Consider the following 22,439-nt stretch of genomic DNA (forward strand, 5'->3'; position numbering starts at 1 on the left):
GTCCGGGGGCGCCGTGCGTGGGCGTATGCGGCACCGCCCCTTTCCATCCGGGGCGCCTTCCGGGAAAATACGCGGCCGTATTGCGTGATTTACGCGCATTCGACCGTTCCCCCTCCCCGTGCAGGCCTCACGGCCGGCACGCTTCCACACGTTTCTCCGTTCGCTCGAGGTATCGAATGAATTTCCACGAGTACCAGGCCAAAGAACTGTTCGCTAAGTACGGCATCGCCGTGCCGCCGGGCAAGGTTGCCAACTCTCCCGACGCCGCCGTCGATGCCGCCAAGCACCTGGGCGGTACGCAGTGGATGGTCAAGGCCCAGATCCATGCCGGTGGCCGCGGCAAGGCTGGCGGCGTCAAGTTCTGCCGCAGCCTCGACGACGTCCGCGCCGCCGCCAAGGGCATGCTCGGCACGAACATGGAAACCTACCAGTCGGCCGGCCGCGCGCTGCCCGTGAACCTGGTGCTGGTCACCGACGCGACCGATATCGCGAAGGAACTGTATCTTTCGATCCTCACCGATCGCGACACCAAGTCGATCTCGTTCATCGCCTCGAAGCACGGCGGCGTCGACATCGAGCAGGTGGCCGCCGAAACGCCGGAAGACATCCATACCTTCCAGGTGGATTTCGTCGAAGGCCTGCAGCCGTACCAGTGCCGTGACCTCGGGTTCAAGATGGACCTGAATCCGAAGCAGGTCGGCCAGCTCGTCAAGATCATGATGGGCCTCTACAAGCTGTTCAACGAGAAGGACCTCGCGCTGGTCGAGCTCAACCCGCTCGCCATCCTCGAAGACGGCAACCTCGCCGCCCTCGACGGCAAGGTCAACTCCGACGACAACGCCGAGTTCCGTCACGCTGACCTCGCCGCCATGCGCGACCTCACGCAGGAAGACGCCGCCGAAGCGGCCGCCGTCCAGCACAACCTCAACTACGTCACGATGGACGGCACGATCGGCTGCATGGTCAACGGCGCCGGTCTCGCGATGGCCACGATGGACGTCATCAAGCTGGCAGGCGGCGAGCCGGCCAACTTCCTCGACGTCGGCGGCGGCGCCACGAAGGAGCGCGTCACCGAGGCCTTCAAGCTCATCCTCTCGTCCGACAAGGTCAAGGCCATCCTGGTCAACATCTTCGGCGGCATCGTGCGTTGCGACCTGATCGCCGAGGGCATCATCGCCGCGGTGAAGGAAGTGGGCCTGAAGATTCCGGTGGTCGTGCGTCTGCAGGGCACCAATGTCGAGAAGGGTCGCGAACTGCTGGCCAACTCGGGCCTGGCGATCACGCCGGCCGACGATCTCAACGATGCGGCCCGCAAGGCCGTGGCCGCAGCGGCCTGAGGAGCGTATTTAAATGAGCGTCCTGATCAACAAGAACACCAAGGTCCTCGTCCAGGGTTTCACCGGACAGCAGGGCACTTTCCACGCCGAACAGGCGATCGACTACGGCACCAAGATCGTCGGTGGCGTGACCCCGGGCAAGGGCGGCACCGAGCACGTCGGCAAGCCGGTCTTCAACACGGTGCGTGACGCGGTCGACCAGACCGGCGCCGACGCCTCGGTCATCTTCGTGCCGCCGCCGTTCGCGGCCGACTCGATCCTCGAAGCCATCCACGGTGGCATCAAGGTCATCGTCGCGATCACGGAAGGCATCCCCGTGCTCGACATGATGCGCGTGAAGAACGTGCTCAAGTCGCACCCGGACGTCGTCCTTGTCGGCCCGAACTGCCCCGGCGTCATCACCCCGGGCGAGTGCAAGATCGGCATCATGCCGGGTCACATCCACAAGCCGGGCAAGGTCGGCATCGTTTCGCGCTCGGGCACGCTCACGTATGAAGCGGTGTTCCAGACCACGAACGAAGGCCTCGGCCAGTCCACCTGCATCGGCATTGGTGGCGATCCGATCAACGGCCTGAACTTCATCGACTGCCTGAAGCTCTTCCAGGACGATCCGCAGACCGAAGGCATCATCATGGTCGGCGAGATCGGCGGCAGCGCGGAAGAAGACGCGGCCGAGTTCATCTCGCAGTACGTCAAGAAGCCGGTCGTGTCGTTCATCGCCGGTGCGTCGGCCCCTCCGGGCAAGCGCATGGGCCATGCCGGCGCCATCATCTCGGGCGGCAAGGGCACGGCGGAAGCCAAGTTCGCCGCGCTGGAGAAGGCGGGCGTGACCACGGTCAAGTCCCCGGCCGACCTCGGCAAGACCCTCGCGGGTCTGATGAAGTAATTCGCCTTCCGCTTCGGCGGGTGGGTTGAAACGAAAAGCCGCGGCCTTCGGGTCGCGGCTTTTTTTTGTTTTGTTTGTGGTGGGAGCCAGCCTGCTGGCGAAGGGTGCTTGCCGCGAGCAACCTTCGCCAGCAGACTGGCTCTTGCCGCGCAGTCAGTTCATCTCGATACGCTGCTGTCGACGCGCATTGAGACCTCCAGCTTGTAGGCGTGAGATGAGATCGCTGGCACCGACTTCCGACGATTGGCGTGGGCGACGACGAATACTTCGCCGCTGAAATTCCCGCGAGCATGTGATTGCCAATTCGGCACAGCCACGAGCGGGAACATCTATGAAGCGAATTCGTACATCAGGCAATACGGTCTATCGGCGCGTGCTTTCTACGTTGGTCATGATCGGCCTCGGCGGCCCAGCATTCGGTGACACGGAGCGTCCTCTTCCGATGCCTCCGGTGGTGGTCGTAAAAGTCTCGGCCATGAGCATTACCCAGCGAGAGGCGCTGGAACGCCGTATTGACGAAATCGCCAACAGGGCGGCGAACGCAAAGCCCTTCATCTACGAGGACAGCCTTCCGATCCATATCAAGTCCTCCTTCGATCCCGTCAACGAGTCCCTGATCATGAACACCGACGAGCGACTCGGTCCTTCAGCAGGCTCTCCGGATGTCGAAGATATGCAGTCGGCAGTACGACAGGCCATCTCGCCATTTATCGAAGGCATTCCTTCGTTCTGGGGCGTCGACTGGCGATACGGGGGTAAGGATATTTACTTCTGGTTTCCACAGGATCGGGTTCGGGTGCCTGCCGCGAGCACCCCTCGCCAGCAGGCTGGCTCCCACTAGAGCGCGAGACCAAAGTCGCGCCTCACTGTGTAGGCAAAAGCCGAGATCGATGCTGCCGAATTCCACTTGCTTGCGTGGGCGACGGCGAATACCCCGATTCAATACCTCTCGCGAACATGTGGCCGCCAATCAGGCGAAATCACGGGCGGTGAACCCTCATGAAAAGACCACGTGCGATGGGAAGCTCAGCGATTCGAGGCGTCCTTGCCAGTTTCATTCTGATCGGTTGTGCTTCGGCGAATGGCGCGGAGCTGCGTGTTGCCACCGAGAAGGTGTCGGCCATGAGTGTTTCGCAAAGGGAAGCGCTCGAGCATCGCATCAATGTCATCGCCAACGATGTAGCGAATGCCAGACCGTTCCTCTACGAAGATCGCCTTCCGATTCACATCGAGGCGTCCTTCGATCCGGTGAGCGAGTCGTTGATCATGCACACGGACGGGCGGCTGGGTCCTTCGTCGGGCTCTCCGGACGTCGAGGACATGCGCCACGCCGTGGACCAAACCATCTGGCCATTGCTTGAAAGGATTCCGTCGTTCCGCGGCATTGAGTGGCGATACGGTGGCAAGGACATCTATTTCTGGTATCCACAGGACCGCGTTCATCAGAATCGGCAGAGCAGAAGGGCAAGTCGGCGCGTCTCGGGAACTCGGCAGCCTTCGGCTTGCGGCCTCGTGTCTCTCTGTGGGAGCCGCTATAGCGGCGAGCTCCTGGTCGCCACGTAGCGGGGAGAGCTCGCCGCTGTAGCGGCTCCTACAAAATGGTCGAGCCGACGTGTCGATTTCCGTCTGGCTCGTTCGTCGTCCAGAATGAGGGCTCCTCCTCGCTGAAGGAACATCGCCATGTCCGGTACCGTCCGCCTGCTTCGTGTCTTCACCGCGCCGGCTGAGCGCATCTACCGCGCCTTTCTCGATCCGGCCGCCAACGCCAAGTGGCTGCCGCCGGATGGGTTCACCTGCACGGTGCACGAGCTCGACGCGCGGGAAGGGGGCAAGTTCCGCATGACGTTCACCAACTTCTCCAGCGGCGGTAGTCACAGCTTTGGCGGTACCTACCTCGAGCTCGTGCCGAACGAGCGCATCGTCAACGACGATCGCTTCGACGATCCGAACCTGCCCGGTACGATGACGACCACCGTGACGCTGCGTGCGGTGTCGTGCGGCACCGAGGTGACTATCGTGCAGGAGGGGATTCCCGACATGATTCCGGTGGAGCAGTGCTATCTCGGCTGGCAGGAGTCGCTGACGCTGCTGGAGCGGTTGGTGGAGGTCACGATTCCCGAGTGATCGGGACGTGATCATTGCTAGCTCATCATGGGAAGCCCGCCGGCGCTGCCGTCGGCTTCCGGCTTCAATCGACATCGTCGGAGAGGCTGTATTTCTTGTGAATCATTCGTATCGCTACGAAGGAGTCCAGAAATCGCGAATTGTGCGGCAGAGTGTTCCCCGATAATCGATGTCCTGAATTAGGCAGTAGCGCCGCCAACTGCTGCCTTTACTGCGGCAGTTGATGCGTCTTCTGCGAGAAGTTTTCAGAATCTTCGTATTCTTATTCCCCCTCTTCACTCCTAACCTGCACTTCTTGCGGCAGATCCAGAATCGCATCGACTCTGGCGCACGTGATGGACTTGCAAACCAGGAGGTTAAATGGACATTCGCTACCCACATCCCAGCGCCTTTTACTCTGGGAAGCTTCGCAGCAAACGGAAGAGGTGTGCACTGGCACTCGGCATGACGCTAATGGGCGTCAGTCCAATCGTTGCGAACGCGGCGGGCCGCGTCGAAGTCCTTGTCGATACCAAGGCGGCAAGAGTGATGGAGGGGTGGATCGGTATTACGATAAGAAATGTAGGCGACGCCGCTGTCCCCATCATGACCTTGGACACTCCATTCAGTCGGACCGACGGCCGCCTCCCCGGGAATACTCTTCATGTCGTCGACGAGGCCGGGCATGAAGTGGCGTATCGAGGTGGTTGGGACTATTTTGGGCGCGTCACATTGGATTCGTTCACAAAGATCCATCCCGGCGAGCAATGGCGGGTGGAAATAAATGTCGCACGTGACTATAAGCTAGACGTCGGTAGAACCTATCGAGTCAAATACATTCTGAAGCTGGACCGCGAGCCGGATGCCGATATGGTATCTGCGGAAGAGCGGTCATCATTTACTCGGGCTGAGCAGAGCGCAGCTTTTTCGAACGAGGTGGTCATTAAGCCGACTCGGATCGACCTTGCAGAAAATCACCTTCGGGTCGAAGACGATAGTTGCAGCTTGCAGCAGGAGCTCACGATCGCAAGGGCGGGATATGAGGCTACCCGACGTCTCACGTCTGCTGAAAGTTTCTTGTGGAATAGGTATCAATACCGCCGTGGTGACGACGGTGCCTATCACATCGTGTTCATTCCGCACCCACGATACACGAGGTGGTTCGGTAAACACGACGATACAGGGCCCGAGTTCGACAGCCCGGAGTGGGGTCTGGATGACAACGCTCGTGCATACGAAACGATTTCGGCCTCGCAACTGCGAAGTACTGCACCGCTCGACACGCGCTGCGGTTGTCCCGGAGGCAACCCCGATGTAGCGGCAAGGGCAGAGACTGAGACTACCTACACCATGCGATTCTGTCCGAAGTTTTTCAAGCTTCCTGAGTTCGACGCGTATGCTTCGCGCGTCGGTACGATCATCCATGAGTACACGCACTACAACGCGCACTATCCTGGTACCGGCGATTACGAATATGGGCGAAACGACACGGAGAAGCTGGCGAGGGACGACAGGTCAAAGGCGGTCAGGAACGCGGACAATTTTGAGTTCTTCACTACGGACACTACGCCCTACGACGAGGATTGATTACTAGTCGTATCCCGGTGGGCGCTCTTGGATCAAGATCACAAGCGACTGACGCCGATCGTATAGGTAGGGCAGCTTTCCCTGTACGAGCGCTATGCAGCAGGAGTGCTCCCTCCGAGGTGTCGCCGTCGATGGGGATTCTCGGTGGCACCTTCCTCCCCGGCGCCGTGCGCCCTAACGCGGTGTGGAGCTACGACTTCGTCCACGGTCAAATGGTCGATGGGCGTAGCCTGACGCTGCTTTGCGTGATCGACGAATTCACACGGGAGTGTCTGGCCATCGAGGTTGGCGCCAGCCTTCGAGCGCCGGATGTGATCCTGACCTTGTCACGACTGATGCGCTTGAATGGCAAGCCGGCTTTCGTACGATCGGACAATGGCGCCGAGTTCACCGCGACCAAGGTGATGCGATGGATGCGCGATGCCGCCATCGGCCCGGCCTTCATCGCGCCCGGAAGCTCGTGGCAGAACGGTTTCGTCGAAAGATTCAATGGCAAGCTGCGCGACGAGCTGCTGAATCGTTCGACGTGGGTGGGTTGAACCCGATTACGTCACCATCGGACTCATCGTTTGATTGGCTGCATGTTTCGTAAGCAGGTCAGGACCTCATGCACAAGTTAGCGAGATCCCTCCCGCCAAGGCACCCTACCGTCCAGCCATTTCGCGGCGATGGTTTCATCTGTAAGACATCTAGACGTCCAAACGCTTGACACGGCCATATTGGATCGTGATACGGTGTCGCATCGCAGCAAAAACGAGGGGTCGTCGATGCGCCACCTTGAATGTGCCAGCTCCCTCCATGCATGGGCGTGTGTTTCCGCCGTGCGATGTTGTCGTCGCCGCTGAGCCAGCGGCTTTTCCGTCCGTGTCCGGGCGGGATTTCCTGACTATCTGACGATTCATTCGACGCCTCGCAGGCGTGACGGGCGGCTTTCGTCCATGTTCCGGCAAACGACTGCGGTCGGCCCATCGCTCTCATAAGGGGAGACGCGGTGCGGACGGTGTTTGCCTTCCATTCGAGATCAAGGGTTTCCATGCGCAAGTCGTCGTTGCAGCGGTCGCTGTTGGCCACCGCTTTGTTGTCCGTCCTTTCCGGCGCCGTGCTGGCGCAGTCGACCACCGGTTCCATCTACGGCCAGGTACAGGCGGGCGAGGGGGACGTGGTGCGTGTCGTCAACGATACGGGGCTGACGCGTGAGGTGGCCGTGGATGCGAAGGGGCATTACTCGGCCGCGCAGCTTCCGCTGGGTACCTATACCGTGTCCGTGATTCACGCGGGTACCGCCGTTCGGAGCCGCGAGAACGTCTCGCTGCGGGTCGGTTCGGGCGTGGAAGTGTCCTTCGGGCCGGAAGCGGCGCAGGAGCTTTCCGGCGTGAACGTCTCGGCCAATGCGCTGCCGACGATCGATGTCTCCACGGTGGATTCGCGCACGGTGGTAACGGCGCAGCAGCTGGCGAAGCTGCCGCTCGGCCGCAATTCGGAGGCCATCGCGCTGCTCGCGCCGGGCGCGGTCGACAACAGCGGTAGCTACAAGAGCGCCACGGGCAACTCGCTCGTCTCGTTCGGCGGCTCCGCGGCGAGCGAGAACGCGTACTACGTGAACGGCTTCAACACGACCGATCCGCTGCGCGGTTTCGGTGGCGTGTCGCTGCCCTACGGCGCCATCGAGCAGCAGGAGGTCTACACCGGCGGCTACAGCGCCCAGTACGGTCGCTCCGACGGCGGCGTGATCAACGTCGTCGGAAAACGCGGTACGAACGAGTGGCACGCCGGCGCGCAGGTGATCTGGGAGCCGAACGGGCTGCGTGCCCGCGAGAAGGACAGCCATTACACCAACGGGTTGCCGCCGCAGCCGAAGGCGGGCGACCTGTACGCGGCGAACCGTGGCAACACGGTGACGTCGACCACGGCGAGCCTCTATGCCGGCGGCCCGCTGATCAAGGACAAGCTCTTTCTTTTCGCCGCGGCCGAGGTCGAGCGGCAGACCGGCGACGTCATCAGCAACGTGACGCTGCCGCAGTCGCCGGATCGTTCGTATCGTTACCAGTTGCCGCGCTGGTACGGCAAGCTCGACTGGAACATTACCGACAGCCACATCCTCGAGGTGACCGGCGCGTCGGACAAGACCGAGCGCTCGGGCACCATCTACGATTACGACTACGCCAATCACCGGCGCGGGGCGCGGATTTCGGGCGCCAACGACGAGAAGTTCGGTGGTGATGTCTACACCGCGAAGTACACGGGCTACATCACAGACAACCTGACCATCAGCGCGCAATACGGCAAGATGAAGACGGTGAACTACGTGTCGCCGTCGGGTTACAACCCCGATGCCGTCTACATCGCGGGACAGGATTTCCAGAACCCGGCGTACACCGGCGGCGTGGCGCTGCAGAACGGACAGACCGTGTCGACGCTGGCGAATCCGAATCGCGGCAACGAAACCACGAACACCCGGTTCGACATCCATTACACGCTCGGCGATCACACGATCACCGCCGGTATTGACAACCAGCAGGCTCGTGCGCGCGACCAGGGTACGTCGAGCTCGGGCCCGGGGTACATCTGGACATACAACCAGGGCTCGCCGGACCTGCCGATCTCCACGGGCCTTGGCGTGGACGCGCCCGGCAATTATCCCGGCGGTGCCGAAGGCTATTACGTGGTGCGCGGCGTGTCGTCGAGCCTTGCCACCGTCCGCTCGAGCCAGCGGGCGCAGTACGTCGAAGACGCGTGGCAGGTCACGGACCGCTGGCTCGTGACGCTCGGCCTGCGCAACGACCAGTTCACCAACTACAACGCGGAGAGCCAAGCGTTCATCAAGCAGACCCGCCCGCAATGGGCGCCGCGACTCGGCTTCAGCTGGGACGTGCTCGGCGACGCGACGTTCAAGGTGTACGGCAACGCGGGCCGCTACTACCTGGGCCTGCCGCTGAATCCCGCGCTCAACGCGGCCGGCGGCGCGTTGGGCACCTCGCAGTACTTTACGTACACCGGCATCGTGCCCGACGGCCAGCCCACCGGCATCACGGCCATCGCACCGGGCGTGCCGGTGTCTGCCAACAACAACTTCGGGCAGCTGCCGGATCCGAAGACCGTCGCGGCGAAAGGCATGAAGCCGGAGAACCAGGACGAATACATCCTCGGCTTCACGAAGACACTCGGGACGGACTGGGTGTATGGCGCGAAGGTGACGGTGCGCAAGCTGCGGAACGCGATCGACGACTACTGCGACATCGACCGTATCGTCGCCAAGGGGCAGGAGCTCGGTCTCGACATCGACACGAATCAGGTGAACAGCTGCTACCTGTTCAATCCGGGGCAGGCGAACACGTTCACGTTGCTCGATACCGCGGGGAACCACGTCGAGGTGCCGGTCAGCAATAAGGAGCTGGGCTTCCAGGGTCTGAAGCGCAAGTACTACAGCCTGGAGCTGCTCATGGAGCATCCGTTCGACGGCACCTGGTACGCGCGCGCCACGTACGTGTTCTCGCGCAGCTACGGCAACACCGAAGGACAGCTGCGCTCCGACCTCAACCAGACGGCTGCGTCGACCAGCGAGGACTGGGACAACGCCGCGATCATGGAGCACACCAACGGACCGCAGAGCAACGACCACAAGCATCAGCTGAAGGTGTTCGGCTACTGGCAGATCGCGCCGGAATGGCTGGCGTCGGCCAACGTGAGCCTCGTATCCGGCACGCCGCGCCATTGCCTTGGTTATTACGGGCCCGATCGCGAGGATCCGGCGGGTTACGAGGGCGACTACCACTTCTGCAACGGCGTGCCGTCGCCGCCGGGTGAACAGGGCCGTCTGCCGTGGATCCGGCAGATCGATCTGGGCGTGACGTGGCGTCCGGGCTTCGGCGACGGCAAGCTCGCACTGAGCGCGAACGTCTTCAACGTGCTGAACGAGCGTCGCGCGTTGCAGAAGTATCCGTATTCCGAAGCGGGTCCGGGCGTGCCGGAGCCGGCGTTCGGGGTAATCACGGCGCGGCAGGAGCCGCGATACGGCCGGTTGAGCGTGTCGTACGATTTCTGACGATAGCGAGTCTGGAGATGCCGCCAGAGCGGCGAGCTCTCGCCACGGGGTGCGAAGAGCTCGCCGCTATAGCGGCTCCTACGGGAGGCGCTGCTTACAGGCGGCGGGGGCTCAGCATCGCTGATGTGATGCCCGCATCCTGCAGGTGCGTGGGAATGTCGCGCCCCAGCACCATCGCCGCGCAGGCTTCCGCCATCGCGGCGGAGGTCTGGATGCCGTAACCGCCCTGGGCGGCGAGCCAGAAGAAACCCGGGGCATCGGGTGCGAAGCCGCCCACGAGGTCGCCATCGGACACGAAGCTTCGGAGGCCGGCCCAGGCGCGGATCGGGCGGGCGATGGACAGCGTGGTGGCTTCCTCGATGCGGTGGATGCCCAGCGCGATGTCGAACGCTTCCGGCTGCACGTCGTGCGGATGCGTCGGATCGGCGTTGGCGGCCGAGCCGAGCATCACCCCGGCGTCGGGCTTGAAATAGAACGTCTCGTCGATGTCGACGACGAAGGGCCATGCATCGGCACCCTCCGGCGCGTCGAAGGTGAATGCGGAGCGGCGACGCGGCTCCAGTCCGATGGGCTTCACCTCCGCGAGCGCCGCGACGACGTCGGCCCATGCGCCCGCGGCGTTGACGACCACGGGCGCGCGCCACTGGCCGTTGACCAGCCATTCGTCGCCGTCGCGACGGATCGACTGCACGGCGGTGTCGACATGCAGGGCCACGCCGTTGCTCTTCGCGCCGCGAAGAAAGCCCTGGTGAAGCTCGTTGACATCGATATCCGCCGAATCGGGCTCGAGGAACGCGATGCTGGCCGCTTCGGGGCGAAGGATCGGCACGCGCGCCGCGATCGCGTCCGTGCGCAGGAGCGACAGCGACGGCGTGTGCCGACGCACCGCTTCGTACTCGGCGAGCACGCGCTCGGCCTGTTCGTGCGTGCCCACGATCATCGCGCCGCGCGGCTGCAGCAGACGGTGACGCACGAAACCCTCGGGCGGCCGTTCGAGGAACGGGCGGGTCGCACGGCTGAGCGCACGCACCTGCGGCGAGCCGTAGCTTTCGCTGAAATGCGCGGCGGAGCGGCCGGTGGTGTGGTACCCCGCGAACGGCTCGCGCTCGAGGATCGCGACGCGTGCATGCGGTGCGAGGAACCAGGCGATCGACGCACCGGCGATGCCGGCGCCGATCACGATCACGTCGAGCTGTTTCTGCTTCATGCGTCGTCCTTCCGCGAGCGTGCCGCGACGACGCTCGTCGCCGCGAGGTCCGCGGTGACGTTGCCGAGCGTGGCGAGCGTGTCAGGCAGCGTGTCGACCGCCAGCATGATGCCGAGCGGCGCGATCGGCAGGCCCATGGCCTGCGCCACGGGCACGTTGGTGGCGATGAACGTCACCTGCCCGGGCAGGCCGACCGAGCCGAGGCTGATGACGACGGCGAGCGCGGCGCCCGCCGAGAGCTGCGCCACGCCGAGATCGATGCCGAGTGCCCACGCGATGAAGCACGACGACACGATGTACTGGATGGGGCTGGTCAACCGGAACAGCGACACGGCCATCGGCAGGACGAGCGACGTGACGGCGGTGGGATAACCGAGCCGACGGTCGGCGCTCTCGAGCATGGCCGGCAGCGAGGCGAGCGAGGACTGCGTGCTTGCGGCCACGACCTGCGCCGGCGCGATGGCGGCGGCGAACCGTGCGAACGGCTCCCGGCCCCACACGCGCGCGACGACGAGCATCAGCGCGGTCACGCCGACGTACACGATGCATTCGACGAGCACGTAGACCCCGAGCGCGCCGAGCATGTGCAGCCCGGCGCGGGCGCACACGGCGAGAATCAGGCAGAAGACGCCCAGTGGTGCGACGAGAAGCACCCAGCGCACCACCACGATCATCGCGTCGGCGATCGCACGGAAGAACTCGACCACGAGGGCGCGGCGCTCGGCGGCGATGCGCGTGAGCGCGAACCCGAGGAACATCGCGAACACCACCAGCGGCAACATGGCGCTGTTCGCGGCCGCCATCACGGCGTTCGTGGGGACGATGCCCGCCAGCCAGTCCGACCAGCCGACGGGCGCGGTCTCCGGCATGTGGCCGGTGGCGCCGCTCAGCGCGGCGGCCAGGGAGGCGCTGCGCGGGAACAGCGCGAACAGCCCGGGCGAGACGATCGCCGCCACCGCCGCGCCCAGCGCGAGCAACAGCAGGAACGCCACGATGGCGCGCCGCGCGATACGACCCGACGCCGCCGCATCGGTCGCGGTGTTCGCGCCGACCACCACGAGCGAGAGCACCAGCGGCACGACGGTCATCTGCAGTGCGCTGAGCCAGAGCTTGCCCAGCGGTTGCACGGCGTCGGCCACGCGAACGGCGAGATCGGGGGTGGCGTGGGCAAGGGCGATGCCGCCGAGCGCGCCGAGCGCCAGACCGAGAAGGATGCGCTGGGTGGCGGTCATGGGGCAGGCAGGTTCCAGGCATCGCGCAGGCGTGCGTATTCGGCCTTCGGCAGCAGCACGAAGACGGGCTTCTTCGTCGGGTCGAGCCAGGCGAGCAGACGCTCCATCGCGTCGTCGGTCATCGCCGTGCAGCCGGCGGTCGGCGATGTCGGCGACTTCCACAGGTGCGCGAAGATGCAGCTGCCCTTGCCCCTGGCGCCTCCCGCGTTGTGCTCGATCACGAAGCCGATGCGATAGGCGTGGTCGCCGTTGAAGTGCAGGTCGCGGCGCATCGGTTCCGTCGCGCCGGCGATGGCCTTCTCGCCGACGGTCTTCTCGTCGACGAGCTGGTTGTAATAGGGCGAACTGTCGACGTCGACGCAGTAGTCCGACGCGCTCAGGCCGCGGTAGCTCATGGCCGTGGGGTTGGTCTCCGCGTAGCCGAAGGCCTCGCCGATGCGGAACACGCCCGCCGGGCTGCGTCCGTCGCCTTCCTTCTTTGCCGGGCCGTCGTGCTGCGGCGGGCTGAGGCCGATGCCCCAGGCGCTTCCGTGGCGGCCGACGGTGACGTCCGTGGCGGGTCCCGCGGGTTTCCACTGGGTGCCGTCGCGCACCCATGCGCGGAGCGTGCCGTGGTCCGCGTCCCAGCCATCGGTGGTGACGACGATCATCTGCCGCGACACCGACCAGGCGGCGGGTGCCTCGAAGGCTCCGGGCGACGAGACGACGAGGGCGGCGAGCAGGCCGAGGAGGCGGAGCGATCGTGGCATCGGAGCGGTCCTAGGGTTCGAGCATCTGCTGGATGCGGTCGAGGTTCTGCACGAGTCGCGCGTGGCGCGCCTCGTCGTTTTCGCAGAGGTAGACGAACACCGCGTCGAGCAGCTGCTGCACGGTGGCCTGGTAGATCAGCGATTGCACGTACGACGCGTCGTCGTACGCGGCGACCGCAAGGGCGACGTTGGCCAGCGCGCGCACCGGATTGGAGGTATGGCGCGTCACCGTGATCACGCGACCGCGCTGATCGCGAAAGTAGCGGGCGAGTTTCACCAGCGCCGGATGCTTGCCGTGCTCGGTGAACAGCACCAGCGCGTCGCCCGGCTGGCACAGGGCGATCTGCGCCGCCATGCGGCTGATGTCGGCGTGGCGGATGGCGACGATACCGAGGAGCGACAGCCGCATCGCGAAGCCGCGTGCGTGCAGATCGTCTTCCCCGAGGCCGATCAGGTAGACCTTGCCGGCGTTCGCGAGCGTCGCCGCGAGATCGAGCATGGTCTCGCGACCGTTGAGCAGGCGGGTCGCCTCCTCGGCCTGCGCCTTGCGCTCCCAGAGCATCGCACCGAGCAGGTCGTCGTCGGACCGCTCGCCGGCAGGCTGTGCCGCGGCGGCGTCGTCGGTGCGACCGATGGATTCGCCCACCGAGTACTTGAGGTCGGGGTAGCCGCGGAACCCGAGCTTCTGCGTGAATTTGACCACGCTCGACTGGCTGATGCCGAGCGCGTTGGCCAGTTGCTGCGAGGAATAGTCGCGCAGCAGCTGGGCGTTCTCGAGGATGAAGTCGGCGATACGCCGCTCCACGGCCGACATGCGGTCGCGCTCGGAGCGGATCTTCACCAGAGGCGACATGGCGTCTCCTTTCACAGGGCTTCGAGGCCGCGGATTTCGCGGATGCCAAGACCCGGTGCGTCGCCGATGGAAATTTCCGATTCGTTGAAGACCACGCCGCCGTCCACCGGATCGTACGCGCAAAGCGACGGACCATCGAGGTCGACCTTGGTGATGACGTCGGCCTTGGCGACGGCCACGTGCACCGCCGCGGCGACGCTGATGCTCGATTCCAGCATGCAGCCGATCATGCACTCGATGCCGTAGAGGCCCGCGATGTCGGCGATGCGGATGGCGTTGGAGATGCCGCCGGTCTTCATGAGCTTGATGTTGATGATGTCGGCCGCGCGCATGCGGATGAGGTCCATCACCTCGGCCGGGCCGAACACGCTCTCGTCGGCCATGATCGGCGTGTGGACGCGCTCGGTGACGTAACGCATGCCCTCGAGGTCGCGCGCCTTCACCGGCTGTTCCACCAGCTCGAGACGCACGCCGGCGTCTTCCAGCGCGTGCAGCGCGTAGACGGCTTCCTTCGCTGTCCAGCCCTGGTTCGCGTCGAGGCGCAGCAGCGCGCGATCTTCCACGGCGGCGTAGATCGCGCGAACGCGCTCGATGTCGACGCCGATGTCCTTGCCGACCTTGATCTTCAGCGACTCGAAGCCGCGCTCCACCGCCGCGACCGAATCGGCCACCATCTTGTCGATGTAATCGACGCTGATCGTGATGTCCGTGGTGATGACCGGATCGCCGCCACCCAGCAGCTTGTAGAGCGGCGCGCCGTACAGCTGGCCCCAGAGGTCGTACACGGCGATCTCGACGGCCGCCTTGGCGCTGGTGTTCTTTTCCATCGCGCCCTGGATCGACCGCGTGACCCGGTTGAGGTCGGCGATGTCCTGGCCGATGAGTCGCGGCGCGATGTAATGGCGGATGGCGTCGACGATGGACCCGTGCGTGTCGCCGGTGATCACGGCGGTGGCCGGCGCCTCGCCGTAGCCGACGTGGCCATCTTCGGTGTGCACCATGACGACGATGTCCTCCACCTTGTCGACGGTGCGCAGCGCGGTCTTGAACGGCGTCTTCAGCGGTACGCGCAGCATGCCGAAGCGGATGTCGGTGATTTTCATGGAGTCTCGCCTGGCGGGTTAGCGGATGCGCACGATGCTGGTCATGCGGTCGACGAACGTCTTGTCCGCGCTGTACATCATCGGCAGCAGCGGGGTCACGGACACTTCGTTGAGCTTGATGCGCCGCAGGGTGCCGTCGGGCTGTTTCCAGCTCATGCCGCCCACGTCGTGGATGACGTAGGGCTGCCCGTCGATCCTGCCGATCACCATCATCACGTGGCCGGGGATGTAGACGAGGTCGCCCACCTCCAGCGCCATCGCCGCCTTCACGCGCGCGTCGTGGTCGTCCTTGTCCGTGTAGAGCGTGTGCGTGAGTCCGGGGCTGATGCTCTGGTCGCGCGTGTTGCGCGGCATCTGCACGCCCATGCTGCGGTACACGTCGGATACGAAGCCGCTGCAGTCGCGACCGTTGAACGCATGCCCCCAGCCGTAGCGCTCGCCAAGGAACTTGAACGCCTGCCGCACGATGTTGGCGCGCGTCAGCGGCAGGTAATCGGGTGCCGAGTCCTGGTTGCGCTGGAGCAGGGCGGGGTGGAAGGCCAGCGCGCCCTGTGCGTCGCGCACGGGAAGGCTGAGCACCCACGACGTGTACGGGCTCTGGCCGTTCACCGGCTGATCCGCCGGGAGCGACGTGTCGAGCGGCACGCGCGTGCCCATGTCGAGCTGCAGCTCGGACACCTGCGGTGCCTCGGGCGTGTAGACCGTATCCGGTTTCGCCCCGGTGATCACGCGGTATGGCGTGGCGTCCGCGTGTGCGAACACCGTGGCGGCGTCGCCATAGGCCACCTCGTCGGCATGCACCCAGGCGGCATAGCGCGGGCTGACCACGAACACCCACTTCCCGTCCTTGCTGGTGTTCACCGCGACCAGCGGGTCGCCGGGAAACAGCGTGCTTTCCTGAAAGCGGTCGATGTCCGTGTCGTCATGACTGGTGAACACGCGCAGGTCGGTCGGATAGCCGCGCAGCGCGGCACGGCGCACCGCCATGCCGTAGCGCGGCGTGACCTGCGCGGGGATCGTGTCGGTAGCGGCATTGGCGAGGATCGCGTCGATGGTGGCGGTGGCGACCGGCTTGCCGTCGACGTCGAAGAGCGGCTTCGACGGGCGCGACGTGAGCTTGTCGATCCAGCCTTTCACCTGGGCGCGCGGCAGCGTTGCGGGAAGATGGCGGATGTCGTGCATCGACGGGTCACGGGTCGCGACGCGCTCGTTGAGTGCGGCGATCGCCGCGCGATCCAGCACCGGGCGGTCCGCATCGTCGAGGCGCGCGACCCAGAATTCGGGCGACAGCTGCGCGTCGGTGATGCCCGGGATGCCGGAGGGCGGCACGTCGGCCGCGACGACCGGCGAACCGAGGGCCAGTGCCAGCAGGGAGGCGAGCAGGGTGTGGCGAAGGCGGTTCATGGGAATTCCTGGTCAGGAGGCCAGCGACGACAGCACGGCGGCCACGACGAGACCGAAGCCGGTTCCGAGGATATAGCCGAGCAGGGCGAGCAGGATGCCGACGGGCACCAGCGAGCGCGAGTACGTGGCGGCGAGCACCGGGGTGGCGGCGACGCCGCCGATGTGGGCGAGCGACGAGATGCCGCAGAGGAAGAGATCGAAGTGGAAGATGCGCGCCGCGAGGGCGAGCAGCACGGCGTGGATCGCGATCACCGTGACCCCGGCCACGAGATAGAGCGGCGCGGCGGCGATGCCGGCGAAGCTGCTCTGCGAGGCGAGCACGGCCACGACGGAAATCAGCAGCGCGCTCGAGACGGCCTGCGCGCCCGGCAGCCGGGCGAGGGGGGAATGTGCCGCGACGAGTCCCGCGACGGTGGCGATGAGGATCGTCCAGGTCGTCGGGGAGACCATGTTGCCCACCGGCATGCGTGCGCCGAGCACGGCGGACAGTGCCGAGACGGCGATGGCGAGGCCGAGCCACAGCAGCACGCTGTCGCCGGTCGCGGGTGCCCGGGGCGCGGTTTCCGCCACCGTCATGTCGGCGCTGGAGGTCGCGCGCGTCCACCGGTTGAAGGCGGGCGCGAGCCGGGCCACGGCGAAGAGCACCACCACCCACATCGAGTAGCAGAGGGCGTCGGTGAGCAGGGTGGTGGCGAGCGACGTGTCCGACATGCCGATCGCCTGCTTCACCGCGATCATGTTCGCCGTGCCGCCCATCCAGCTGCCCGACAGCGAGGCGAGCGGCATCCATCCGGTGCCCGGCATCCATTGGCGGTAGAGCAGGAACGTGACGACGAACGCCGTGAACAGGCTGATCGACGTACAGACGAAGACGCCGAGCACACGCGGACCCAGCGCGAGGATGGCGCGCAGATCGCAGTTGATCATCAGCAGGAAGAGCAGCGCGGGCACCATGCGCGCGACCAGCGTGTCCTGCGCGAGGTGGATATCGGGCGAGGCCGTCCACAACCCGGCGACGGACAGCGCCGTCACGGTCAGGTAGGTGAGCACGATGGGCGGAAGGATCTCGAAGACCTTCCAGCCGAAGCGCCGTTCGATGGCCGGCCAGAAGCCGGCGGCAAGCAGCATCACGGCCAGATAAGGCCAAACCGACTGGATCACGCGTCCCTCCCCGGGTGGTGTCGCGACGGTCGTCAGGAATATCTATTCCTAACGAATTAGCCTGAAGCATAAATTATTGACCGCGCTTTGCAAGCATGTTACACAGCCCTGACGCACGTCCACCCACCACGGTTGCATCGGGGATACCGAACGGTGAAAGCGGCTTTACGATTTTCGATCCGGCGTGCCGCGTTGGCGGTGGGGGTACTGACGGCGACGTCCTTTGCGTCGCCCGCCGATGCCTCGCCGATGGCGGTGGGAGCCAGCCTGCTGGCGAAGGGTGCTTGCGGCGAGCACCCTTCGCCAGCGGGCTGGCTCCCACCTGTCGCGGCCATCGACGCCGGGCATTTCAAAGACGCGGAAGCCTGCATCGCTGAGGGGCTTTCGACACCCGGCCTGACACCCGCCCAACGCACCGCCCTCGCGTTCCAGCGCGAGCGCATGCGTCGGATCCTCATCGATTTCACGCTCGACGCCGACGCCGTCAAGGTCCGCCTGCGCAAGCAGATCCCCGACCTCACGGATGCCGAGTTCGCGCGTTGGGACGCGGCGGGACTGCTCGAGAAACAGGTGATCGACGGGCGCACGCTCTACTTCAAGCGCGCGCCGGGGAATCTTTTCCGCCTGAGCGCGGAGGCGCGTGCGCGTCGCAAGGAACAGCTGCCGTTCGACGACGGCCCAAACGAAGTGCTCAACGACCATCATCGCGCGGTGCGCGCCGCCGCGCTCGAACGGCACGCCAGCAGCGTGCTGCCGCGTCGGGAGGAGGTCACCCAGATCCTCACCGTCGACGCGGACGCGGTGCCTGCTGGCGAGACGGTTCGCGCCTGGATTCCGTACCCGCGTGCGATCGAGGGCCAGCAGGAAGACATCCGCCTGATCGGCAGCGAGCCCGCCAGGGCCGACATCGCGCCGGCGTCCACACTGCAGCGCACGGCCTATCTCGAGAAGAAGGCCGTGGCCGGCAAGCCGACCGAATTCTCCATTACGTACGAAGTGACGCTCTACGCGCGCTACGTCGACATCGACCCCGCGAAGGTCGTGCGCGCCCCCATCACACCGGCGCTGGCGCCGTTCGTCGCCGAGCGCGCGCCGCACGTGGTGTTCACCGATGCGATGCGCGCGTACTCGAAGAAGATCGTCGGCGACGAGACGAATCCGTATCGCATCGCGCAGAAACTGTTCGCCGCCGTGGACACGATCCCGTGGGCGGGGGCGCGCGAGTACTCCACGATCTCCAACATCGGCGACTACACGCTGCACGCCGGCCACGGCGATTGCGGCGAGCAGACGCTGTTGCTGATCACGCTGCTTCGCCTCAACGGCATACCGGCCCGCTGGCAGTCGGGCTGGATTTTTTCCGACGGCAGGTACAACAACATCCACGACTGGGGCCAGGTGTACCTGGCGCCGTACGGCTGGGTGCCGATGGATGTGACGTTCGGCCGCCTCGCGGCGGGCGCGAACGCGAAACCGGGCGACGATCGCCTCGAGTGGTTCTACCTCGGCGGGCTGGACGCCTATCGCATCGCCTTCAACGACGACTGGTCGCGGCCGCTCGTGCCAGCCAAATCGTCGTTCCGTTCCGAAACCGTCGACTCGCAACGTGGCGAGGTCGAGTGGAAGGGCGGGAACCTGTATTTCGATCAGTGGACCTACGACTTCCGGTGGCATCGCGTCGACACACCGCGAGGGGGCGGTGACGCGACCCGCTGACCGGCGACGCACGACAACCCGAAACATCATCTTATGGGAGTGGGGAGATGGGGTATACCAGGACGAACCGGCGCATGCTGCGCCACGGCGCCTTGTGCATGGCCATCGGTATCGGCCTTGCGATGTCCGGCGCGGCACCGGCCGCGAACACCGACGGCTCGATCATTGGCCGCACCAAAGCCGGTGCCACGGTGACGGTTCGCGATCCGGCGACCGGCCTCACCCGTACGGTGACGGCGGACAGCGACGGCGGCTACCGCTTTCCGTTCCTGCCCATCGGCCGTTACCAGCTCGAGAGCAGCAAGGACGGCAAGCCCGTCGCGTCGCCCACGACGGTCAACGTCAGCCTCGGCACCGCCACCACGGTGAACCTCGTGGACCGCGGGTCGGCCACCACCGAACTCGAGGGCGTGTCGGTGAGCGCACCCGTCGTCATCTCCGCGGTGGACGTGAGCTCGACCGAGACGGCGACCAACCTCAGTCGCGAAGAAATCCGGCGCCTGCCCGTCGACCAGAACGTCGCGTCCGTCGCGCTGCTGGCACCGGGCGTCAACAAGGGTAACGCGAGCTTCGGCGGCATCTCGTTCGGCGGTTCGTCGGTGGCCGAGAACTCGTTCTACGTGAACGGCCTCAACGTCACGGACTTCTACAACCGTAACGGCTTCTCGGAAGCGCCGTTCGCGTTCTACCAGGAATTCCAGGTCAAGACCGGCGGCTACTCCGTCGAGTTCGGGCGCACGACCGGCGGTGTCGTCAACGCGGTCACGCGCTCGGGTACCAACGAGTTCAAGGCCGGCGCGGAAATGACGTTCGAGCCCAGCGCGTGGCAGGCCACCACGAAGAACCGTTACTGGGATGGCGAGCGCTACATCACCGCGACCGAAGACCATTACTCGCGCACGAAGATGAACGTGTACGCGTCGGGTCCCATCGTGAAGGACAAGCTGTTCTTCTTCGCCATGTACGAAGCGCGTGGCTACACGCCGCAGAACACCGACAACCTCGGCACGGTGCTGACCCAGAACGATACGGACTCCGGTTTCTGGGGCGCCAAGATCGACTGGCACATCAACGACAGGAACCTCCTCGAGTTCATGGCCTTCTCGGACAAGAACAAGAACCTCGGTTCCGTCTACAACTACGATTACGACGCGCGGACCAAGAGCCCGCGCAAGGACGTGATCACCAGCGACACCGGCGGCCGCAACTGGAACGGCACCTTCACCAGTTACCTGATCGACGACCTGTCGATGAAGCTGATGTACGGCCGCAACGAGCGCGAGGACTTCACTCGCGCCCAGTCCGACATCGACTGCAACCCGGTGGCCCGGACCTCCGCGGCACCCACGCCCGGCGCGGGCATTCCGCTGGGGTGCAGCACGAGCACCGCGGTCGAGAAGCGCAACGACACCCGCAAGCAGGGTCGTGCCGATTTCGAGTGGACGCTCGGCGACCACGTGGTTCGCTTCGGCTACGACCACGAGGTGGACACGTCCATCTATTCGCGGCGCTATCCGGGTCCGGGGTCGTACTACTACAACATCTACGCGACCACGCCGGGCTCGACGATCGAGAACGGCGGCGTGGTGCCGGCGGGCTACAACGCCTACGTGCGTGCGCGCCGCTACGAGATCGAAGGAACCTTCGAGACGTCCAACAACGCGTACTACGTCGAGGACAACTGGAACATCACGCCGGACTTCCTGCTCAACGCGGGGCTCCGTCGCGACGCCTTCGACAACAAGACGGGCGAAGGGTCCACCTACATCAAGATGGACAATATGATCGCGCCACGCCTCGGGTTCTCGTGGGACCTGAAGGGCGACGGCTCGATGAAGGTGTTCGGCAACCTCGGTCGCTATTATCTGCCGGTAGCCAACGTCATCAACATCAAGCAGGCCGGCGGTCTGCTCGACCAGCGCACCTACTACGCGTTCAACGGCTACCAGATCCTCGACCGCAACGGACAGCCGTACGCCACGCCGATCCTCGGGCCGCAGATCGGACCCGTCGACGATTCGCAGGGCGACGGCACCGTCGGCGACCTGCGTGCCGAGGTCGACAGGAACATGGACTCGGTCTATCAGGACGAGGCGATCCTCGGTTTCCAGCAGGCCATCACCGACACGTGGTCCTGGGGCGTCAGCGGCACGTACCGCAAGCTGCACAACGCCATCGACGACATGGAGATCAGCGCCACGCCGCAGTGCGGTGGCGACGGCTACATCGGCTATGTGATGGGCAATCCGGGCCGCAAGCTCACCGTCTACGGCGACACCAACTGCGACGGCACCCCCGACGGCTACGTCGACATCGATACGTCGAAGGCGGGCTGGGCCTTGTACGACGCCCAGGGGAACTACCTGGGCCAGCGCGGATGGAAGAAGCCACGCCGTACGTTCGGCTCGCTGGAGTTCCAGGTCGACCGCGCCTGGGACGAGAAGTGGATGTTCAATGCTTCGTACGTGCTGTCGTGGAGTCGCGGCAACGCGGAAGGCCCTGTCAACTCGGATACCAACTTCGACGACACGGGGCGCACGGAGAACTTCGACGACCCGTGGGTGAACCTGTCGGGCGGTTACCTGCCGAACGACCACCGTCACCAGTTCAAGCTGCGCGGTACCTATGCGATCACGCCGCAGTGGCAGGTCGGTGCCGACCTGACCGCGCTCTCGGGTAGCCCGATCACCGGCTATGGCGTGGGTAATCCGTTCGACGGCACCGTGTACCACAGCTACTTCATCTGCGTGGACAACTGCGCCGATCCGGTCTCGGAGAATCGCGTGTACGAGCGGTCGCCGCGTGGCGACAAGCGCACGCCGTGGACCTTCAACCTCGGCGCCAGCATCACGTACCTGCTGCCGCTGGACGAGAAGAACAACCTTCGCGTGAAGTTCGCCGTGTACAACCTGCTCAACCAGCAGCGCACGCTGGGCGTCGACCAGGATCTGCAGACGTCGGTCGGCGGACTCAATTCCACGTACCTTCAACCGCAGCGGTTCCAGTCGCCGCGGTTCGGACAGCTGACGGTGTCGATCGACTTCTAAGACGGTGGGAGC

General features: G+C 65.0%; 16 protein-coding genes and 1 pseudogene. 10 read left to right on the forward strand and 7 right to left on the reverse strand.

Going from position 1 to position 22,439, the window contains the following annotated elements:
- Positions 1-17 precede the first annotated feature (17 nt).
- The 8 genes and pseudogenes from sucC to BMX32_RS09020 all read left to right on the forward strand — a co-directional run bounded on the left by sucC (position 18) and on the right by BMX32_RS09020 (position 9,955).
- Positions 18-1,337 carry an ADP-forming succinate--CoA ligase subunit beta gene (gene sucC, locus BMX32_RS08985; protein WP_280140830.1) on the forward strand — a complete coding sequence of 440 codons (1,320 nt, stop codon included), beginning with the start codon at positions 18-20 and terminating at the stop codon, positions 1,335-1,337.
- 13 nt (positions 1,338-1,350) lie between these two features.
- On the forward strand, positions 1,351-2,223 hold the full coding sequence (sucD, locus tag BMX32_RS08990) for a succinate--CoA ligase subunit alpha (protein WP_089977590.1): 873 nt from the start codon (positions 1,351-1,353) through the stop codon (positions 2,221-2,223).
- A gap of 331 nt (positions 2,224-2,554) precedes the next feature.
- On the forward strand, positions 2,555-3,064 hold the full coding sequence (locus BMX32_RS08995; RefSeq protein ID WP_139206702.1) for a hypothetical protein: 510 nt from the start codon (positions 2,555-2,557) through the stop codon (positions 3,062-3,064).
- Positions 3,065-3,222: 158 nt separating this feature from the next.
- The gene (locus BMX32_RS09000) at positions 3,223-3,786 is read left to right on the forward strand and encodes a hypothetical protein (RefSeq protein ID WP_139206703.1); all 564 of its coding nucleotides are present in this window, start codon (positions 3,223-3,225) and stop codon (positions 3,784-3,786) included.
- 117 nt (positions 3,787-3,903) lie between these two features.
- Positions 3,904-4,347: an SRPBCC family protein gene (locus BMX32_RS09005; RefSeq protein WP_089977602.1), complete on the forward strand. Its 444-nt coding sequence runs from the start codon at positions 3,904-3,906 to the stop codon at positions 4,345-4,347.
- Between the two features lie 360 nt (positions 4,348-4,707).
- Positions 4,708-5,913, forward strand: coding sequence for a M35 family metallo-endopeptidase (locus BMX32_RS09010; protein WP_089977606.1), 1,206 nt, complete (start codon positions 4,708-4,710; stop codon positions 5,911-5,913).
- 155 nt (positions 5,914-6,068) lie between these two features.
- Positions 6,069-6,434: pseudogene (locus tag BMX32_RS09015) on the forward strand (DDE-type integrase/transposase/recombinase); the annotation flags it as partial.
- A 512-nt stretch (positions 6,435-6,946) separates the two neighbouring features.
- The gene (locus BMX32_RS09020; protein ID WP_089977610.1) at positions 6,947-9,955 is read left to right on the forward strand and encodes a TonB-dependent receptor; all 3,009 of its coding nucleotides are present in this window, start codon (positions 6,947-6,949) and stop codon (positions 9,953-9,955) included.
- 94 nt (positions 9,956-10,049) lie between these two features.
- Here the strand turns inward: BMX32_RS09020 and BMX32_RS09025 are convergent, their stop codons facing one another.
- From BMX32_RS09025 to BMX32_RS09055, 7 genes are read right to left on the reverse strand one after another with little or no spacing between them, the layout of a single operon-like run.
- Positions 10,050-11,162 carry an NAD(P)/FAD-dependent oxidoreductase gene (locus tag BMX32_RS09025; protein WP_089977614.1) on the reverse strand — a complete coding sequence of 371 codons (1,113 nt, stop codon included), beginning with the start codon at positions 11,160-11,162 and terminating at the stop codon, positions 10,050-10,052.
- The gene (locus BMX32_RS09030; protein WP_089977621.1) at positions 11,159-12,394 is read right to left on the reverse strand and encodes a dicarboxylate/amino acid:cation symporter; all 1,236 of its coding nucleotides are present in this window, start codon (positions 12,392-12,394) and stop codon (positions 11,159-11,161) included. Before BMX32_RS09030 ends, BMX32_RS09025 begins: the two co-directional genes overlap by 4 nt.
- Positions 12,391-13,143: a L,D-transpeptidase family protein gene (locus BMX32_RS09035; RefSeq protein ID WP_089977626.1), complete on the reverse strand. Its 753-nt coding sequence runs from the start codon at positions 13,141-13,143 to the stop codon at positions 12,391-12,393. Before BMX32_RS09035 ends, BMX32_RS09030 begins: the two co-directional genes overlap by 4 nt.
- A 10-nt stretch (positions 13,144-13,153) precedes the next feature.
- On the reverse strand, positions 13,154-13,996 hold the full coding sequence (locus BMX32_RS09040; RefSeq protein ID WP_089977629.1) for a MurR/RpiR family transcriptional regulator: 843 nt from the start codon (positions 13,994-13,996) through the stop codon (positions 13,154-13,156).
- Between the two features lie 11 nt (positions 13,997-14,007).
- Positions 14,008-15,099 (reverse strand): dipeptide epimerase, encoded by a 1,092-nt coding sequence (locus BMX32_RS09045; protein WP_089977635.1) that lies wholly within the window; start codon positions 15,097-15,099, stop codon positions 14,008-14,010.
- An 18-nt stretch (positions 15,100-15,117) separates the two neighbouring features.
- Complete coding sequence (locus tag BMX32_RS09050) at positions 15,118-16,503, reverse strand: SH3 domain-containing protein (protein ID WP_089977638.1); 1,386 nt, start codon at positions 16,501-16,503, stop codon at positions 15,118-15,120.
- A 12-nt stretch (positions 16,504-16,515) separates the two neighbouring features.
- Positions 16,516-17,664 carry a DUF819 family protein gene (locus BMX32_RS09055; RefSeq protein WP_089977641.1) on the reverse strand — a complete coding sequence of 383 codons (1,149 nt, stop codon included), beginning with the start codon at positions 17,662-17,664 and terminating at the stop codon, positions 16,516-16,518.
- A gap of 249 nt (positions 17,665-17,913) precedes the next feature.
- On the opposite strand from BMX32_RS09055, the gene BMX32_RS09060 reads away from it, so the two are divergent.
- Together BMX32_RS09060 and BMX32_RS09065 are read left to right on the forward strand one after the other, a co-directional pair.
- Positions 17,914-19,380 carry a transglutaminase-like domain-containing protein gene (locus BMX32_RS09060; RefSeq protein WP_089977645.1) on the forward strand — a complete coding sequence of 489 codons (1,467 nt, stop codon included), beginning with the start codon at positions 17,914-17,916 and terminating at the stop codon, positions 19,378-19,380.
- Between the two features lie 74 nt (positions 19,381-19,454).
- Positions 19,455-22,427, forward strand: coding sequence for a TonB-dependent receptor (locus tag BMX32_RS09065; protein WP_244511482.1), 2,973 nt, complete (start codon positions 19,455-19,457; stop codon positions 22,425-22,427).
- The last annotated feature ends 12 nt before the right edge of the window (positions 22,428-22,439 follow it).

This window comes from Luteibacter sp. UNCMF331Sha3.1, assembly GCF_900109915.1.
GTDB lineage: Bacteria > Pseudomonadota > Gammaproteobacteria > Xanthomonadales > Rhodanobacteraceae > Luteibacter.

Bases quoted from the DNA above. Each gene is read 5' to 3' on its own strand.
- sucD (WP_089977590.1), top strand. From the start codon at position 1,351: ATGAGCGTCCTGATCAACAAGAACACCAAGGTCCTCGTCCAGGGTTTC.
- BMX32_RS08995 (WP_139206702.1), top strand. From the start codon at position 2,555: ATGAAGCGAATTCGTACATCAGGCAATACGGTCTATCGGCGCGTGCTT.
- BMX32_RS09000 (WP_139206703.1), top strand. From the start codon at position 3,223: ATGAAAAGACCACGTGCGATGGGAAGCTCAGCGATTCGAGGCGTCCTT.
- BMX32_RS09005 (WP_089977602.1), top strand. From the start codon at position 3,904: ATGTCCGGTACCGTCCGCCTGCTTCGTGTCTTCACCGCGCCGGCTGAG.
- BMX32_RS09010 (WP_089977606.1), top strand. From the start codon at position 4,708: ATGGACATTCGCTACCCACATCCCAGCGCCTTTTACTCTGGGAAGCTT.
- BMX32_RS09020 (WP_089977610.1), top strand. From the start codon at position 6,947: ATGCGCAAGTCGTCGTTGCAGCGGTCGCTGTTGGCCACCGCTTTGTTG.
- BMX32_RS09025 (WP_089977614.1), bottom strand. From the start codon at position 11,162: ATGAAGCAGAAACAGCTCGACGTGATCGTGATCGGCGCCGGCATCGCC.
- BMX32_RS09030 (WP_089977621.1), bottom strand. From the start codon at position 12,394: ATGACCGCCACCCAGCGCATCCTTCTCGGTCTGGCGCTCGGCGCGCTC.
- BMX32_RS09035 (WP_089977626.1), bottom strand. From the start codon at position 13,143: ATGCCACGATCGCTCCGCCTCCTCGGCCTGCTCGCCGCCCTCGTCGTC.
- BMX32_RS09040 (WP_089977629.1), bottom strand. From the start codon at position 13,996: ATGTCGCCTCTGGTGAAGATCCGCTCCGAGCGCGACCGCATGTCGGCC.
- BMX32_RS09045 (WP_089977635.1), bottom strand. From the start codon at position 15,099: ATGAAAATCACCGACATCCGCTTCGGCATGCTGCGCGTACCGCTGAAG.
- BMX32_RS09050 (WP_089977638.1), bottom strand. From the start codon at position 16,503: ATGAACCGCCTTCGCCACACCCTGCTCGCCTCCCTGCTGGCACTGGCC.
- BMX32_RS09060 (WP_089977645.1), top strand. From the start codon at position 17,914: ATGGCGGTGGGAGCCAGCCTGCTGGCGAAGGGTGCTTGCGGCGAGCAC.
- BMX32_RS09065 (WP_244511482.1), top strand. From the start codon at position 19,455: ATGCTGCGCCACGGCGCCTTGTGCATGGCCATCGGTATCGGCCTTGCG.